Genomic DNA, 15,592 nt, shown 5'->3' with positions numbered 1-15,592 from the left:
ATATATGCTGATGCAATTAAACTCAAAATGAGCATAAATATATCGTAAAGTTAACAGCCTCGCAAGGAACCGTCATCATTTTGTGCAGCCGACAGGGTTTTATAATCATCAAAATAAAGATAGCAAGGTAGTCTATCGACTCCTATTTACGCTTAGGCAACTTACTATCCATCAATAAGCTTTGTAGTTCAATATCATGACGAAATCGATAAAGCTTGGCAGGGCGACCACGTTGGGCGCTACTACTCTGTCCTGTTTCCATCACAAGTTTTTGTGAATCTAGCAAACGACGAAAATTTTGCTTGTGCAAGCGCACTCCTGAGAGCGCTTCTACGCTTTGTTGTAATTGTGACAAGGTAAATACATCTGGCATCAAGCCAAAAATAAGCGGTCGGTATTCAATTTTGGCACGCAGCCGTGAAATAGCCGTCGCAATCACTCGGCGATGATCATAATACATCGGCACCCCAATGAGCTGTGACCAGTTTTCAGGTAGCTTATTCTGATGGCTCGATTTATGGCTAGGTTGATGAATGCTTTGATGATTCATTGAATAGCTGGGTGGATAGTTTGGTGCTTCCGGTATCAGTCCCGCTTCATACAGCATCTCATAGCGCAGTAACACATGCTCAGCGACCCACTCTCTATTTTCATAATGCTCATAGGCTGTGTATTCATTATCCGCATTTTCACTTGTGGGCATATCACCCACTAAGAGCGCTTCACTTACACCCCAACATAGACCAATACGCTGACGGCGGCGCTGCTGAATGCCTGAATCTTTAGCGCTATCTGCCCAGCTCAATAATGCTGGCACAATATTATTCATAATGATGCTAGGTATGCCATCCAAATGATTTTCCCAAGGAAAGTAATCATACCAATCGCGCCACAATGCTTGGCTTTGTAACTGCTGCGTTTGTGTCTCTTGCACCAATCCCAAATAGCTCACGTAGACCAGTGCATGACCATCAACGTTGCGCCTATTGGTATCGACAAAGGTGTATAGCTGCTCCAAATAACCAAGTGGTTGCTGTGTTTGCTCCTCAACCCATTGGCGCACACCCGCTTGCAATGAGCGATGCAACGGCATCAATGGACCATTGGGTAACAGCTTTCCTTGATCAACGGTTAAGACCCGAGCGGTATGCTCAGTAATGGCGACTAGCACGGCCACGACTTCTGTAGTGCCACTACCTTGCTGATGCGCGTGTGAATAAGACAACGTCATGACTTTAGTGATTACCTTTTATTTTAATTATTAAATAAAGCTCAACTGCTCAGCTGTTGACCATTTGCTCAGTATAGCTTGAATCAACGATTATCATAGTTCGTGGTTGTAATTATATAAAATGAGTCTTTATAAATCATAAATGTACAAATCATAAATGTATAAAAAATACTTGTATTTATGCTCAAAATGAGCATAATTAAAACATCTGATTAGCCAGCGATATTAATTGACTTATTTTTAGCGGCATATCGCTTGTCGTTACTGCCTAAAAGGTTTGCATCTATGAAAACTTATCCTTACGACGCGCCCATCATGAGTAATGACAATCGTATTGCCACTCAAATGAATATTGAATATGCCAAAGCTAAAATGCCAGCAGACTTGCCGCGTGCTGAACGTCTTATGGTCGAGGAAAACATTAAACAGCTATTAAAAGCGCATAATGCAGTATTGGTCGCCCATTATTATGTCGACCCCTTTATTCAGGATTTGGCATTGGCAACGGGCGGTTGCGTGGGTGATTCGCTGGAGATGGCACGCTTTGGGCAAGCGCATAGCGCCCAGACCTTAGTGGTCGCTGGCGTCCGATTTATGGGCGAGTCAGCAAAAATTTTAAGTATGGAGAAGACAGTACTGATGCCAGACCTAGAAGCCGAGTGTTCGCTTGATTTGGGCTGCCCTGCTGACGAGTTCTCCGCATTTTGTGATGCTCACCCTGAGCGTACGGTTGTCGTTTACGCCAATACCAGCGCCGCCGTCAAAGCCCGTGCCGACTGGGTGGTGACGTCATCGGTTGGCATCGATATCATTCGCCATTTGCATACCAATGGTGAAAAAATCATCTGGGGTCCTGATCGCCATTTAGGTAAATATATTGCTGCTGAGACTGGCACAGATATGCTGCTTTGGCAAGGCTCGTGCCTCGTACATAATGAGTTTAAAGCGACCGAGCTGATGCAATTAAAAGAGGAGCATCCAAACGCCAAAGTGTTGGTGCATCCTGAATCCCCTGATAGCGTGGTGGCGCTCGCCGATGTGGTCGGCTCGACCAGTAAGCTGTTGCAATCGACTCATGAGATGGATGCCGATACCTTTATTGTCGCCACCGATTTGGGTATTTTGCACGAAATGCAAAAGCGCTCGCCAAATAAGCGTTTTTTGGCTGCACCTACTGCAGGTGAAAGCGCCAGTTGTAAGAGTTGCGCGTTTTGCCCATGGATGGCAATGAATGGTCTAAAAGGTATTGAACAGTGCTTGACGCAGCGCAGCGGTGAAGTTTTGATGACGCCTGAGCTGGCAGTCGCGGCTAGAAAACCCTTGCAACGCATGCTTGATTTTGCCGAAACGCAGAAGCAACGTGTGACAGCGAGCGGCGATATTGTCAAAGACCGCGAGCTGTTTGCCAATGTCGGGGCTGCCTAATATGAGCGCGGCATTGACAGCGGAATCATTAGGTCTCGATAGCCCTGCTGCTATGGTACAAACTGACGTACTTATCATTGGCGCGGGATTAGCAGGCTTAAGCACAGCTCTAGCATTACCAAAATCGTTAAACATTACCATATTGAGCAAAGCCGCCTTAGAGATTTGCTCCAGTCATTATGCCCAAGGTGGCATCGCGGCAAGTTTGGATAAAGAGGACTCTGTCGCTGACCATATCACTGATACCCTAATCGCTGGCGCAGGGTTATGCAATGCTAATAATACCAGCAGCATTTTAAGTGCCGGGCAACAGGCAGTGCAATGGCTGTGTGAGCAAGGTGTGCCTTTTACCCAAATACCGCAAGAAGATAATACAAAACCTTTCACCGAGCTACAGACTGAACTACAAACTGCCGACTTACATTTAACCAAAGAAGGCGGGCATGGTTGCAGGCGGGTCGCACATGCGGATGATGCGACTGGTCGACACATAATGGAAGCCTTGACTATAAAGGCGAAAAACGCTGCCAATATCACTATTTTACCTTATCATGAAGCGCTGAGCCTTTTAACAGACAGTGCCAATACAAATAAGCAATGCCAAGGGGCGCAAGTTTTTGATCATAATAATCAACGACAACTGACTTTTTATAGTCGCGCAGTCGTACTGGCTAGTGGTGGCATGGGTCAATTATTTAAGCGTGCCAGTGCACCCAACGTCTGTGTCGGCGATGGTGTGATGATGGCCTGGCAAGCAGGCTGCCGATTAGCAAATTTAGAATTTATCCAATTTCATCCGACGGGCTTAGCAGTGGCAGACAGCAGTTTTTTAATATCTGAAGCCTTACGCGGTGAAGGGGGGCATCTGACCTGTCCACAAACCGGTGCGCGCTTTATGTTGGAAATTGATGAACGGGCAGAATTGGCACCACGCGATATCGTCGCTCGCGCCATCGCTGAGCAGATCAGTAATAACGGACTTGGCTACGTACATTTAGATGTCAGTCATTTACCAGATCAATTTTTACGAGAACACTTCCCACAGATTTATCAAACATTATTCAACCTCGGCATTGATATGACTAGGGAACCTATCCCCGTTGCCCCGACTGCGCATTATAGTTGCGGTGGCGTGGTTACTGACGCCAATGGTGTAACCGATGTAGCAGGGCTTTATGCAGCTGGCGAAGTTGCCTATACAGGTTTGCATGGGGCTAACCGCTTAGCAAGTAATTCACTTTTAGAATGTGTAGTCGTTGGGCGCAATATCGCTGCTGACTTACCGCGATATTTAGAAGCATTAGAAAATCTAAATCACGTTACCAGTTATGATCACTCAGATTTATTAGCAACTGCCATTTGGACAGCACCAACGCTTAAAGATATTCAAGCTATTAAGCTTCCTTGTTCTCCTACCATTCTATTTAATTTATCTCATTGTGATGACACTGATATCGTTACCCATGATTATGCTGGCAAAATAGTCACAGAATTAAAAGTTTTAATGACTGCTCATATGGGTATCACTCGTAGCGCTGGGCAATTAGCACAAGCATTGCTACAAATAGAAAATTGGCAGCAGCAGCTTAGATGCCCCAAGTCTCATTCAACCACTATCAGTAGTAAGAGCGATAAAACTACCCTTGCCAGCTTGAGATACTTTCAATTAGCACGACAATTACAATTAGCCACATTGGTTATTCAGTCAGCTTATCAGCGTTATGAGAGTCGCGGTGGTCACTATCGTCAAGACTATCCGCATTTGGCATCCACACCTCGGACCAGTGTGATTGCGCCCTTATCGAAGTTGAGAGAAGCTGACAAAACAGGCAGCAGAGAGGGTGGCATTGATTGGCTGCTTCAGCCTATAATCGATGACACAGAGGCTAGAGTGGTAAATACAGTTGCTAACATCTAACAGCAATTGGAGGCTACCACTTTAGCCATGAAAAACGGTAATCCACCGTTTTCTATTGACCTCAAAGTGCTAAAAACATGGCTTCTGATTTACGATTTGTGATCGTTCTAATATTAGTCGTCAGTTCGGTTTGGGCGATACTTGCCCTACCTCGCTTACGTCAGCGCTTACCGAAAATCTATTTAATCGCGCGCTCATGGTGGCTCATGTTAGCGGCGCTTTGCCTTTGTTATGTTATCGCTAAGGTAACGGATAATAGCCACCCCTCACAGCCTCCTAACTACCCCTACCAGTGGCTGCTCATCGCCTTTTTCGTTTTAATTGGTCTGCGTGGCGGCTATGAGATCAAACGCTTATGGTGTCTGCAAAGCAAAGCTGTGCTGATTGAGAAACTGCAAGCGCGCGGTTTACAACCCAAGATATTGCCTTTTAGCCAAACCTCTTCCCATTCTACTCAAGCTTATACGCGTCTAAATCGGTTAGACTTAGTCTTTAGCTTTGCTTTTATCACACTGATTATCAGTCTCATTGCCTTACAACAATTAATCTGGCAGCGCGAGCAGTATGGCGTTTTGTTTTTTGTGTTATTCGCCAGTCAATTTAATGATATTGCCCAGTATTTATGTGGACGATTGCTTGGTCACAAGTTGTTTAAGCGTGGTCTTGCCCCAATTATTAGCCCGAATAAAAGTATCGAAGGCGCTCTTTTCGGCAGTATGCTAGCAGCGATATTGGCAACGCTATTAGGCATTTGGCTCACGCCTTTTAACTGGTGGATTTGCTTATTAGCCGCTTACGGCTTAGCGGTCAGTGGTATCGCTGGAGATTTATTAGAGTCCGCCTTTAAACGTCAGCATGGGGTGAAAGACACGGGTACGATGCTCGCCGGACATGGCGGCGTATTAGACAGAGTAGATAGCTTGCTCATTGGCGTGCCGCTATTTACCTTGTTTTATTGGCTGCTTGGGTAAGCTATTATCAAGTCGTTTTATCCAATCTACTGCGTAATATCCAGTTAAGCACAGGCTTAGGCAAATGATTGAGCGCCCGAGTAATATAACGCGTGGAGCGCGGAAATACTGCCAGCTCAATATTTTTATCAATGGCTTGCATAACATGCTTCACCGCCGTTTGCGTACTGATGACGAATGGCTTATGACTGGCATCGCCGTCATTCAAATCGCGTAATGCTTGAGTATCGATATAACCTGAGGCGATGCAGTTGACTTGAATATGATACGGCGCAAGTGCCGCTCGATAAGCGCTGGCAGTCGCAATCATCGCGCGTTTGCTTTTGGCGTAAAGACTGGCATAAGGATAATTCATGGTACCGGCAATAGAAGCGATACAAATCAGACTTAGTTTGTTGCTTTTATTAAAATCCATTGAATAACTTTGCTGTTTTAATTGCTCACTTGCCCATCTAAAAACCTGCTCAAATGCTTGCAGATTAATTGCTAGCATTTTATCGCTGTCAGCTTGACTCAGATGATGAACACGCTCATTGGTGTAACTACCCGCGCTATAAATTACTCTTTGAAAACTAATATTAGACAAAACCTCTAACAACGTTTGTGTTTGCGCGCTATCGGTTAAATCACAGCATTGAGTAACAATGTCAGGATGCTGACTATTGATATGGGCTATCTTCTCTACGCTATGACCAACCACGCTCACTTGCCAGCCAAGCGCCTGATGATGCAGCGCCAACGCCCAGCCAAGTCCACTCGTACCGCCAAAAACGACAATATGTGACGGCTTATGAGCTGAAGTCGACTGTGTGATGTTTTTCATTTTAGAGTTCATATACCATGCTGCTGTACATAGTCAGCCGTACGCTGATAGCCATATTGCCATTGCGCCTGCACTTGCTGCACAAAGCCGTCATAGTCACTGTGAATGAGTTCAACCGTCATTTGCTTTATATTAAAACGCTTTTGTACATGCTGTCCTGCCAACTGCTGACCGTTATCTGCAAAGGGCAACCAATGTAGCTGATTCACTCGATGCTTGATTGCAGCAGAATCAGCAAGTGACAGTATTTCTGCTGACTCATAACCATGCACTTGTGCCAAGCGCTCATTGGGGTCAAAACCAAAAACGCGCTGGATCGCAGGAGCTGCAAGCCATGAATCATAACCTGCCTTAGTCTCTGCAAATACCGTCTGCCCCAACTGACATGCTAGCTCAATCGGCGTGAGATTAATCACCCCGCCTAAGCACCAGCCGAGCGTCTCAATATGCGTTGGCGGTAGATAATACATATCTGCCATAGAAGCACGAACCGCTGAACTAAATTCCCACTGCTTTACGATATTTACTGACTGATGGATACGCCTATCGGCAAACGTATGCACTGGTGAGTTAAGCATTTGCTCAAAGTGCTCTGATGCTGCCAAACGAGGTGGTGCAAATAACAACTCTTGCAGCTTAAACTCGTCGTAAACAGAACTATCAGCAGTAGGCGTTTGATTGCCGGGTTGATTGGGTGCTTGATACAGTCGGCTAGCGATAATGGCTATCTCTGGCGCGGCGGTATTAAAAGAATTATTATTCTGCTTGGGAGAAAAATGAGACAATTCATCAAGCCATTGCCGCTCGCCATCAATTCGAAACATCGCCAGATGCTGCAACTCACTTAATAGTCGTTTGTAGCTGTCTGCTTGTTGCTGTTTTTGGCGGTTGGACAGCTGCCGTGACAAGCGCCAGCGTTTAAGTGCCTGAGTCATATAACGTATTTTTAGTCGCCTATTGGCTTCGTCTGGCGCGACATGTCTGATTGCAGTAATGACACGGTACAACTCACGGCTACACATCAGCTCCTGCAAATCCTTGGGGTCAGGCGCTAAATTGACTAAATAAGCCGACAGACTACCACCGCAAGTGCCGACGATGATATCTGGCGTCAAATCATGGGCAACCAATGCCGCATAACTGCCCAAATAATAACCAAAACGCGAGCCACCTCCGGAGAAAAGCTGGACGCGCTCATAAGGTTTGGCATGAGTATTATTCATGATTGGTTGATGCTGTTTTGATCGCTAGCGACACGGTAAAGATACCAAAGCGATCGATACGCATGGCGACTTTTTTAAAGCCAGCATTTTCAACCAATTGATCCATTTCTGCTTGCGAGCGACAGCGCATCACCCAACTGCTACCGCGATGATTGTTTAAGGTTTTACTGATAAATTCCTGCTCAGGATGCCACGGCTGATTGGTATAAAGTAAATAACCATCAGCTTTTAAACTGTCATAAATACCTGATAACGCGGTAGCTGGTAACGTATTATCAGAAAATAACTCAAACACGCCAGAGGCGATAGCAATATCGAATTTTTTATCGTCAAGGCCTTTAGTATTGTCACTTGCCTTCTGTAAATAAGAATAACTGGCAGAGTCAAACGCATCTTTTTGACAAGTAAGGACACGATCAGAAATCTCTAACTGCTCTGCCTTTGCCTGTAATGCTTGGATATTATGCTGCTCATAATCGCGTAGCTCAGCGTGCAAGTTAGTAAACTCTGTCAGTAAATCAAAGGCATAAAAGCCATGCCCACTGGCAATATCGAGTATTTTTGGTTGGTATGGTTTAGTACTGCTCTGGTTTTTGTCTTCAATATCTGCCAGAGCTTCACGTGCCAGCTCCAATATATGCTCACGGCGAATACGAATCCCTTGCCAACCAATATTGCTCAAGTAAAACTTATCGACTGCTTGACCAAATTTATTTTGACCACTCGGCTGATTATAGTAGACGTGATCGAGCGAGTGCCCCGAATCAAACCCATGCTCCAGTCCTGTGGCAATCGCGTCGCTGACATGACCAAATTTTTGCATGGCAAATCGAGTAATGGCAAAGCTTGGGTTAAAGGGTTTAATCGCTAAACGGTCAACCTTATCTTTACTGGCACTATTAAGATGAGCCGCGCTTAAATCAGGCACCTTAACATCCGTACTGAATACCTGCTCAGCGAACTCGATACAATCTGCAAAGACGTCTGCCTTATTGGTCTCATGGAAGATTGCATGATAGCTATCTGGATATAACTGCCAGCGTTTATTGGTCGTATTAATCGCCTCATAAAAATCGCGCTCTGCCTGTTTATCGACCACGTAATCTTTACCTGCACATAATATAAACGTCGGTACAGTAATAGCGCTAGCATCATCGAGCAAGCGTTGACCGGTTGCATGAGTATCGATAAGCAGATCAGTTGAAATGCTATTAGATATCAGCGGGTCGGCATTATAAGCTTGCTGTGCGTCTTTATCATGAGTCAATACTTGCGCTTTGACGTAACTGCTCACGCGTGACATCAGTCCAAGCGCGCGAGCTACCTTTAGCGATGGTATCGCAAATGGCATATACAAGCGAATACTCAACGCTGGTGTACCCAATATCATCCCGCGAATGTTGGGTGCGTAATCATGTACCCATGCTGCGGCGAGTACTGCACCGATACTACTGGCGACGATTAAGGTATCCTCGATAGCAATGCCCGTTTGCCCGATAACCAATTGCACAAAACCATCTAAATCGCGCTCAAGCTCGGTAACACTTTCGGCATGATCCTTGATACCACCTGAGCGCCCATTACCACGCGCATCCCAAGCGAATACTTGATAGCCTGCTGCCGCAAACTGTTGCCCAAGTTCTGCTAGTCGTCCCGAATGCTCGTGACCACGATGTAATAAAATGACTTGACGCAGAGGCTGACTGGTTTGTTTGATACCTTCTAAAGGCATCGTCAGCCAATAGCGATAATAAATCGCCGTGCCATCGTAAGCATTGTAGCAATTTTCACCGCTTATCAATTTGGAAGACGATAAATTGAGTGTATCGCTAACCTGCTCCACTTTTTCATGATTATTGAGAGGGGTGGTCGGCATTATCTTAGGCTCCAAAAAGGAAGTTTTAATAGCAGAATTTGATAAGGGGGCATTTAATGAAGAAAAATTTGATAGAGGATAGCTTAATAAAGAATAATTTGATGAAACAGCATCGAAAAATAGCGTATTGGGTTGACCAACATTCTCTTGGCAACCAAGAAGAAAAACTGATTTATGCGATGACTCTGGTATTAACTCAAGAGTTTCTGAGTAATTTGAACGAAGCGCGGGTGGTTTACGTATCAAGTATAAATCTGCCATATAACGCAGGCGATTCAAGCAGGTTTTTAGTAGCAGCGCCTCTGTCAGCATCAATAGTGGACCCGCTTTGATATGCGATAGCATGATCGGCATTTTAGTCGCCATGAAAGCGCCAAGCAAACCTAGTAAAAAAGCACGATCGCTTTTGCCTAAAGGCCCTTGGTTTGCTCTAATGTCTAACATCGTATTACTGGTGATACCTAGTAACTCGGTGCTTATACTAAGCGCAATCAGACCGCTAATATGACGCTGATGGATTGATATATGGTTTGGTAATTTGACTGCCGACGTTTGTAAGTTACCATTAGCAACATGCGGAGCTAAACTTGCGATAAGCGCCGTATCAGCCACGATATCACCCACTTCATTCAGCACTGCCCCAAACCTTGAGGCTTGCCCATGCTCACGCGCCATCATGCCATCGATAGCATTGAGCGCCATACGCACGAACAGTGATGAAGGTAACAGCAACCATAATGCCTGCTGCTCAGTTGCGGGTTTGGCAATCATATAGGCCGTACCAAGGCTCAGTAATACGGCTGACACCGTCACTTGATTTGCTGTCACCTTTTGCTCGACCAACGCATCACTTATTGGGCGCAGCTGATCTTGAAACTGAGACTTGAGCTGATATAGCGACATGAGGCAAGCCAAATATAGTAAGTCTATTAATGTAGCAACAAAAGTTGGTCAGGTAAATACTTAAGCGTTGTTAGCAGTCAAATTATCATGAATGAAATCCTGACTTACGGCTTAGTGATTCACGATTTTATCTTAACGCTCAATAGTTGGTCGTTAAACAGTCGGCTTTTACACGGAATCTTAGCCGCTCATGTCAGCATTGATCGTTTCATGTGATACAATTTCCAGCTTCTTAAAAACGCCTTTGAAAATGCCGCGAGCCAATCACCATGCAAAGCCTAGTTACCCTTGTTCTGGTATTAATGCCAATGTTTATTGGCTTTGCCATTCCTTCTCATCCAACCATGACAAAGCTTGCAGATAAAGGCTTATCTTATCTGGTATTTATCATCTTAGCGCTGATTGGTATTGAGCTGTCACAAGTTGAAGGACTTGGCAGTCAGATAGGCGAAATTGCGCTGTATGTGACCATACTATCGATTTTGACAATTGGCAGTGGTTTATTTGCCCTGATGTTATTTGACCGACTGCGTCCATGGCATGCCAAAAAACCCAGCGTAAAATCTAAAGAACATCGCGTGAGTATCCGTGGTAGCCTCGCTCAAGTCGTTTGTGTGGTCATTGGTATGGTGATTGGTTATTTCTTACCAGACAATTATATGCCGCCTGAAAATACCATGACGGTGATGCTGATGATATTAATTTTGTTGGTCGGCATTGGCTTAAAAGGCTCAGGTATTACGCTAAAAGAAGTGCTGCTGAATAAGCGCGGCGTTGAGATGAGTGTCATCTTTACACTAGCTGTATTGGTTGGTGGCTTGATATTTGCGCTGATGTTCAGTGAGGTATCGTGGACCAAAGGCTTGGCACTGGCGTCAGGGTTTGGTTGGTATTCGTTATCAGCGATTGTGATGACCGATGCTTATGGCGCGGTTTGGGGCAGTGTCGCGCTATTTAATGACTTGGTACGTGAGTTTTTTGCGCTGATATTTATTCCCGTGTTTATGCGTAAATATCCATCAGCAGCAGTTGGACTTGGCGGCGCGACGAGCTTGGATTTTACCCTGCCAATTATTCAGCAATCAGGTGGTCTAAAAGTTGTGCCTTTAGCGATTAGTTTTGGCTTTATTATTAATATTGTTTCGCCAGTGCTGATGGTGGTGTTTTCAGCGTTAGGGTAGTTTTTATTACTTTCTAGATTATCATTGGAAACGATTGATCGACTGTCACTCTGCTCGAAAATGCTTTGGATCAATTTTATAATTTAAGATAACTTATATGGGAGAGTCATCGTTAGCCTCTAACCCATTTATTTTGACCCCATTATCACTTAATAAAGATAAAGCCGCCGAAAATTGAACACTCTGCTCTGGAAAGTGTACGTCTGTAGTCAGCGCTTGTTGATCATTTAAAGCAAGTACTCGCTCTAACTGGATCACAGCACCAAGTGCAGTGAGATGAGTCTGCCCTTTTGGATCGACAATACTGACCACTGATACTTTAGGATTGCCAGAACTATTAGTTCCTACTATTTCAATTATAATTTCATGAGAGGCTCCTTCGCCAGAGCTATATAATAGACCGCGTCGTATGCCATTGAATATTGGTCGATCTAATAACTTCATGACTCCAGATTTTATCAAAAAAGCTAAACTGCCAGTGACTAAAGCGCTATCATATCCTATACGGGTACTCACACTTTTAGCATTAAGAGAACTAGGTAATGTCATTTGATCTGGCGTATCAAAACGATATACTCTCCCTTTATACCCACTAGGAAATTTGACTGTCTTTGGGTCACTAAACGGATATCTTTGCTGCTTTTCTCCCTCTACTACTATCTCAAAAGGGATCGCCATTCGATCTATATATTCTATTGAATTAGGGCCTGACTTATCCCCTATGCCATACAGAATATCAATATCTATATTATTAATGATCGCAAACTTTTGACTAGCGACAGCAGTTATTATTGCCGTTACACCAGCCATCCATCCTGAACTCAATAAAACTGGCGCCTGCAAATCTCTTGTAGAAGTACACAGAATAGCTTCACGCATCTTATCCGTCCATCTAGTAACATCGACATAGGCTATTGAGCGATTAATACTGCCTATTAAAAGATTATTGTCCGAGTCATTAACCACATTTAATATCACTATCGGGTTGCTATCTAATGTCGCCAACGGCTTATCAACAGTTACGTCCAGTTCAATAGCTTTGGCGTTACCAATCTCGTCAATAAGCGTACTTGCAGATTCTGGGTTACGACCTCCGAGTAATAAAGGAATATCAGGATGACGCTGCCTAAACAGGCGTGCTACTTGACTACCGACTACGCCATAACCGCCTGCGATCAATACTGCTTTTTCAATATTTATGCTCATAAAGCTCATCCACATTATTAAAATAGGTCAAACGACCTAATAATAAAGTAAAGACTAATTTAACACAAGACTTAAATAGGTAACTTGACCTAAAGTAGTATAGTATTCGATGCAGCTTCCTGTACAATCATACTATATGTAAATAATAAGCGGATAAATATGAAAAAAAAAGAAGTCAAAGATTTAGGAAATCGTCAAGGGACAGCGGTGCAGCAAAAAGGTCGCGCACGTGTTAAGCAAATATTGGATGCTGCAACAGCATTGCTGATTGAAGAAGGCTACGGTCAATTTACTATGCGTCAATTGTCAGAGCGATTAGATATTCGACTTAGTAATCTGCAATATTACTTTCCCTCGCGTACCCTACTCATTCAAAAACTATTAGAGCGTTTTTTGGAGGATTACATACAGCAAATATCACAGTTTGCTGTCGAGCAAGAAAATACTGCACGCCAGCGAGTATTTGCTGCTATAGATTACTTACTAAGAGATCAGCAGCAAGAAGAATCTTGCAAAATATTTTGGGAGTTATGGGCTTTATCAGCTAGAAACCCTGAAATTTCAGAAGTAATGAATAGCTTTTATAGTGCTTATATCGATACAGTCGCCGAAATGCTGCAAGAGTTAAATCTAGAAGTATCTTCTGATAAGACTAAGAAAATTGCTGTATTAATTGTTTCTATGATTGAGGGTTTATCGTTGGTGCGAGGCTTTGGTAAAAAGCAGCATAGCTTTTTGAGTGGTATTGAATCTGAAGTGCGTAATTCTGTCTTACATTTGATGAATATAGGCTTAGAAGATTAGAGCGTGTCTTCAAATCACTTCATAGGCATCTAAATGGTAATAAAAATGAAGACACGCCCTAGGTTCGATATCATCTTTTGACATAACATTGATAAAGTAAAAAATATTTAAGCCATCTCTAGATTTTTTTCCACCTGATAAACTCTATCATGCCACTCGACAAAAGCATCAATAGCTTGCGTAGCTGCTATATTTCTATCAATAGATTCTTTCCCAGAAAAACTCTCAACATAATGACAAGCACGATAGCCTTTTGCAAAACGATCATAGTCAACAATCCACTGTTTACGTGCTTTTAACTCATCTTGACGTTGCTCAATGCTACTATCTACATCGATATTATTAGAACCAAACCAAAAGTCCTTAGCAGGGATATCTTTAGCCAACTTATTGTTTTCAACCTCACTCATACGCCACGGCTTAGCAGTGAGCCGCGCTCGGAAACACTGCTGCGCCTGACAGAGACGAACATAATTGGTATCCGCATGGAAATACGCAAACCAGTCTTTTACCACGTTATCACTTGGCGATACAACATCGTGAGTCGCAATAATACGAAAGCCTGCAGGTGTTTGATATAAACGAAAACATTCGATAGGATGATTCGCAACACGTTTTTTGATCAAATCCGTCATATAGGGCAGTAGTGAGGCGGCATCATCGGCATATTTTTGCGCTCGGGTCTTGTCTCTGGCACTGGCTTGTTGCCATAGATAAGCAGTCACACCAAACATAACTGCCAATAGCCACAACCAAGACAATCCTAGCCAAGCGATGACACTGGCAATAATTATAAAAACAACAACAAAAAGCCAAATTTTAATTTTGCTGGCGGGATTGCTTTGATTAACGAGGAAGGCAGGCATAAAGCCATGATGAGTATAATCATCAGGATAGATATGACGCAATAAATCATCATTATCGACATCGATAATGGCAATATTATCGACGTTAGCCACTTGAGCACCGTAGCTGTTACGCGTAACGATAAGCTTCGTTACTGCTGCACTATTATTAGATAGTTCATTTTCTGGAAAATCATGCTCAGAAATAATCTCTTCACGAATAGGAATGCTATTGCCTTCGTTATACTCTTCCCTGCGCTCACGACGTAAGATATCTTCACCTGCCAGCCAGCGATTATGCGCCTCATTGACTCGTGATTTAGCATGGGATAGCGCTTCCATTTGGCTGATATCTGACCAACCGTAACGTTTGATAGTGGCTTGCTTGGAAGGGTTACTAGACGTTTCTAGCGATTCAAAGCGCTGTTTGTGTTGCGCCCAGTATTTAGGGATAAGCATGAGATTTGCCTTCGAGTAGTTATTTTTATCTTATGGTTATTTATTAATAAATGACAAAAACTAAAACTCGATACACCTGTTTGAGCCTAGGTCACTTTGATAATAATTAGCTTTGCAGTTTTTTAAATCAGTTACTAAGCTATAAACTCTACGATTCATAGATCTGCCTTCCTCGGTATCAGAAGGTGCAATAGAACCTTTAATACCGCAATCGAGAGTAGTCAGACGACTAGACTCGATTTTGTGATTTAAAATTAGGTAATTTTTGACAATGAGTGCTCTATTCTTAGCCAGTGAGTTTGATTGCAACATTGAGGTAGAAGCTTTATTGACCTCATCCTTCGAGACATGAGCTTCAATTTTCATAGTAGCCGTATCATAGTTATTCATTTGTTCTGCTACTCTATCAAGCTCATCATGATACTGTGGCAGTAATTCACTGCTGTCCTTGGTAAAAAAAGCACGATACTCCATCATTGGAGGCATACCAATAAGACTTGTAATCTCAGGACAACCTCTTTCGTCCACTACCACGTTCTCTGTCGTATTTGGGCATTGATCTAAATCATCAGGCACGCCGTCGCCGTCGCTATCTAAATTAATCAGAATAATTGGCAAATTAATAGTTTGAGCTTTTTGGTTAGACAAGTCATGCGTTTGACATGCGGATAGCGTTAAGACGCTGATTAAAACAACAAGTATACTTCTCAATAGCGTATTCATAAAT

The 15,592-nt window shown here is 43.4% G+C and carries 12 protein-coding genes; 5 read left to right on the top strand and 7 right to left on the bottom strand.

The features are described 5' to 3' along the window. Nucleotides 1-142: 142 nt before the first annotated feature. On the bottom strand, nucleotides 143-1,231 hold the full coding sequence (locus tag Q6344_03660) for a hypothetical protein (protein WLG14444.1): 1,089 nt from the start codon (nucleotides 1,229-1,231) through the stop codon (nucleotides 143-145). A 372-nt stretch (nucleotides 1,232-1,603) separates the two neighbouring features. Between Q6344_03660 and nadA the strand changes: the two genes are divergently transcribed. From nadA to Q6344_03645, 3 genes are all read left to right on the top strand, one after another. Beyond that, the gene (nadA, locus tag Q6344_03655; GenBank protein WLG15138.1) at nucleotides 1,604-2,656 is read left to right on the top strand and encodes a quinolinate synthase NadA; all 1,053 of its coding nucleotides are present in this window, start codon (nucleotides 1,604-1,606) and stop codon (nucleotides 2,654-2,656) included. Between the two features lies 1 nt (nucleotide 2,657). After that, nucleotides 2,658-4,574: an L-aspartate oxidase gene (gene nadB / locus Q6344_03650; protein WLG15137.1), complete on the top strand. Its 1,917-nt coding sequence runs from the start codon at nucleotides 2,658-2,660 to the stop codon at nucleotides 4,572-4,574. Between the two features lie 77 nt (nucleotides 4,575-4,651). Then, nucleotides 4,652-5,545: a phosphatidate cytidylyltransferase gene (locus Q6344_03645; GenBank protein ID WLG14443.1), complete on the top strand. Its 894-nt coding sequence runs from the start codon at nucleotides 4,652-4,654 to the stop codon at nucleotides 5,543-5,545. A gap of 7 nt (nucleotides 5,546-5,552) precedes the next feature. On the opposite strand, the gene Q6344_03640 is transcribed toward Q6344_03645, so the two are convergent. The 3 genes from Q6344_03640 to Q6344_03630 are packed head-to-tail and all read right to left on the bottom strand — an operon-like array spanning nucleotide 5,553 to nucleotide 10,370. Next, the gene (locus tag Q6344_03640) at nucleotides 5,553-6,368 is read right to left on the bottom strand and encodes an SDR family NAD(P)-dependent oxidoreductase (protein ID WLG14442.1); all 816 of its coding nucleotides are present in this window, start codon (nucleotides 6,366-6,368) and stop codon (nucleotides 5,553-5,555) included. A gap of 8 nt (nucleotides 6,369-6,376) precedes the next feature. Beyond that, the gene (locus tag Q6344_03635) at nucleotides 6,377-7,591 is read right to left on the bottom strand and encodes a patatin-like phospholipase family protein (GenBank protein ID WLG14441.1); all 1,215 of its coding nucleotides are present in this window, start codon (nucleotides 7,589-7,591) and stop codon (nucleotides 6,377-6,379) included. After that, nucleotides 7,584-10,370 (bottom strand): alpha/beta fold hydrolase, encoded by a 2,787-nt coding sequence (locus Q6344_03630; protein ID WLG14440.1) that lies wholly within the window; start codon nucleotides 10,368-10,370, stop codon nucleotides 7,584-7,586. The genes Q6344_03635 and Q6344_03630 overlap by 8 nt, the downstream gene beginning before the upstream one ends. A gap of 269 nt (nucleotides 10,371-10,639) precedes the next feature. Here Q6344_03630 and Q6344_03625 point away from each other — a divergent pair, with 269 nt between their 5' ends. Continuing rightward, nucleotides 10,640-11,551 carry a lysine exporter LysO family protein gene (locus Q6344_03625; GenBank protein ID WLG14439.1) on the top strand — a complete coding sequence of 304 codons (912 nt, stop codon included), beginning with the start codon at nucleotides 10,640-10,642 and terminating at the stop codon, nucleotides 11,549-11,551. A 93-nt stretch (nucleotides 11,552-11,644) separates the two neighbouring features. Here the strand turns inward: Q6344_03625 and Q6344_03620 are convergent, their stop codons facing one another. Further along, the gene (locus Q6344_03620; protein ID WLG14438.1) at nucleotides 11,645-12,757 is read right to left on the bottom strand and encodes a hypothetical protein; all 1,113 of its coding nucleotides are present in this window, start codon (nucleotides 12,755-12,757) and stop codon (nucleotides 11,645-11,647) included. 159 nt (nucleotides 12,758-12,916) lie between these two features. Here Q6344_03620 and Q6344_03615 point away from each other — a divergent pair, with 159 nt between their 5' ends. Further along, complete coding sequence (locus tag Q6344_03615) at nucleotides 12,917-13,561, top strand: TetR/AcrR family transcriptional regulator (protein ID WLG14437.1); 645 nt, start codon at nucleotides 12,917-12,919, stop codon at nucleotides 13,559-13,561. A gap of 107 nt (nucleotides 13,562-13,668) precedes the next feature. On the opposite strand, the gene Q6344_03610 is transcribed toward Q6344_03615, so the two are convergent. Together Q6344_03610 and Q6344_03605 are read right to left on the bottom strand one after the other, a co-directional pair. After that, complete coding sequence (locus Q6344_03610) at nucleotides 13,669-14,865, bottom strand: hypothetical protein (protein ID WLG14436.1); 1,197 nt, start codon at nucleotides 14,863-14,865, stop codon at nucleotides 13,669-13,671. 60 nt (nucleotides 14,866-14,925) lie between these two features. After that, a complete protein-coding gene (locus Q6344_03605) occupies nucleotides 14,926-15,588 on the bottom strand; it encodes an OmpA family protein (GenBank protein WLG14435.1) in 663 nt (220 codons plus the stop codon). Nucleotides 15,589-15,592: the final 4 nt, after the last annotated feature.

This window comes from Psychrobacter cibarius (assembly GCA_030686115.1).
Classification (GTDB): domain Bacteria; phylum Pseudomonadota; class Gammaproteobacteria; order Pseudomonadales; family Moraxellaceae; genus Psychrobacter; species Psychrobacter cibarius_C.
This window is presented reverse-complemented; position numbering and strand designations above follow the sequence as displayed.

Excerpts from the sequence above, each read along its gene's own strand:
- Q6344_03660 (WLG14444.1), bottom strand. The coding sequence starts at position 1,231 with ATGACGTTGTCTTATTCACACGCGCATCAGCAAGGTAGTGGCACTACA.
- nadA (WLG15138.1), top strand. The coding sequence starts at position 1,604 with ATGCCAGCAGACTTGCCGCGTGCTGAACGTCTTATGGTCGAGGAAAAC.
- nadB (WLG15137.1), top strand. The coding sequence starts at position 2,658 with ATGAGCGCGGCATTGACAGCGGAATCATTAGGTCTCGATAGCCCTGCT.
- Q6344_03645 (WLG14443.1), top strand. The coding sequence starts at position 4,652 with ATGGCTTCTGATTTACGATTTGTGATCGTTCTAATATTAGTCGTCAGT.
- Q6344_03640 (WLG14442.1), bottom strand. The coding sequence starts at position 6,368 with ATGAAAAACATCACACAGTCGACTTCAGCTCATAAGCCGTCACATATT.
- Q6344_03635 (WLG14441.1), bottom strand. The coding sequence starts at position 7,591 with ATGAATAATACTCATGCCAAACCTTATGAGCGCGTCCAGCTTTTCTCC.
- Q6344_03630 (WLG14440.1), bottom strand. The coding sequence starts at position 10,370 with ATGTCGCTATATCAGCTCAAGTCTCAGTTTCAAGATCAGCTGCGCCCA.
- Q6344_03625 (WLG14439.1), top strand. The coding sequence starts at position 10,640 with ATGCAAAGCCTAGTTACCCTTGTTCTGGTATTAATGCCAATGTTTATT.
- Q6344_03620 (WLG14438.1), bottom strand. The coding sequence starts at position 12,757 with ATGAGCATAAATATTGAAAAAGCAGTATTGATCGCAGGCGGTTATGGC.
- Q6344_03615 (WLG14437.1), top strand. The coding sequence starts at position 12,917 with ATGAAAAAAAAAGAAGTCAAAGATTTAGGAAATCGTCAAGGGACAGCG.
- Q6344_03610 (WLG14436.1), bottom strand. The coding sequence starts at position 14,865 with ATGCTTATCCCTAAATACTGGGCGCAACACAAACAGCGCTTTGAATCG.
- Q6344_03605 (WLG14435.1), bottom strand. The coding sequence starts at position 15,588 with ATGAATACGCTATTGAGAAGTATACTTGTTGTTTTAATCAGCGTCTTA.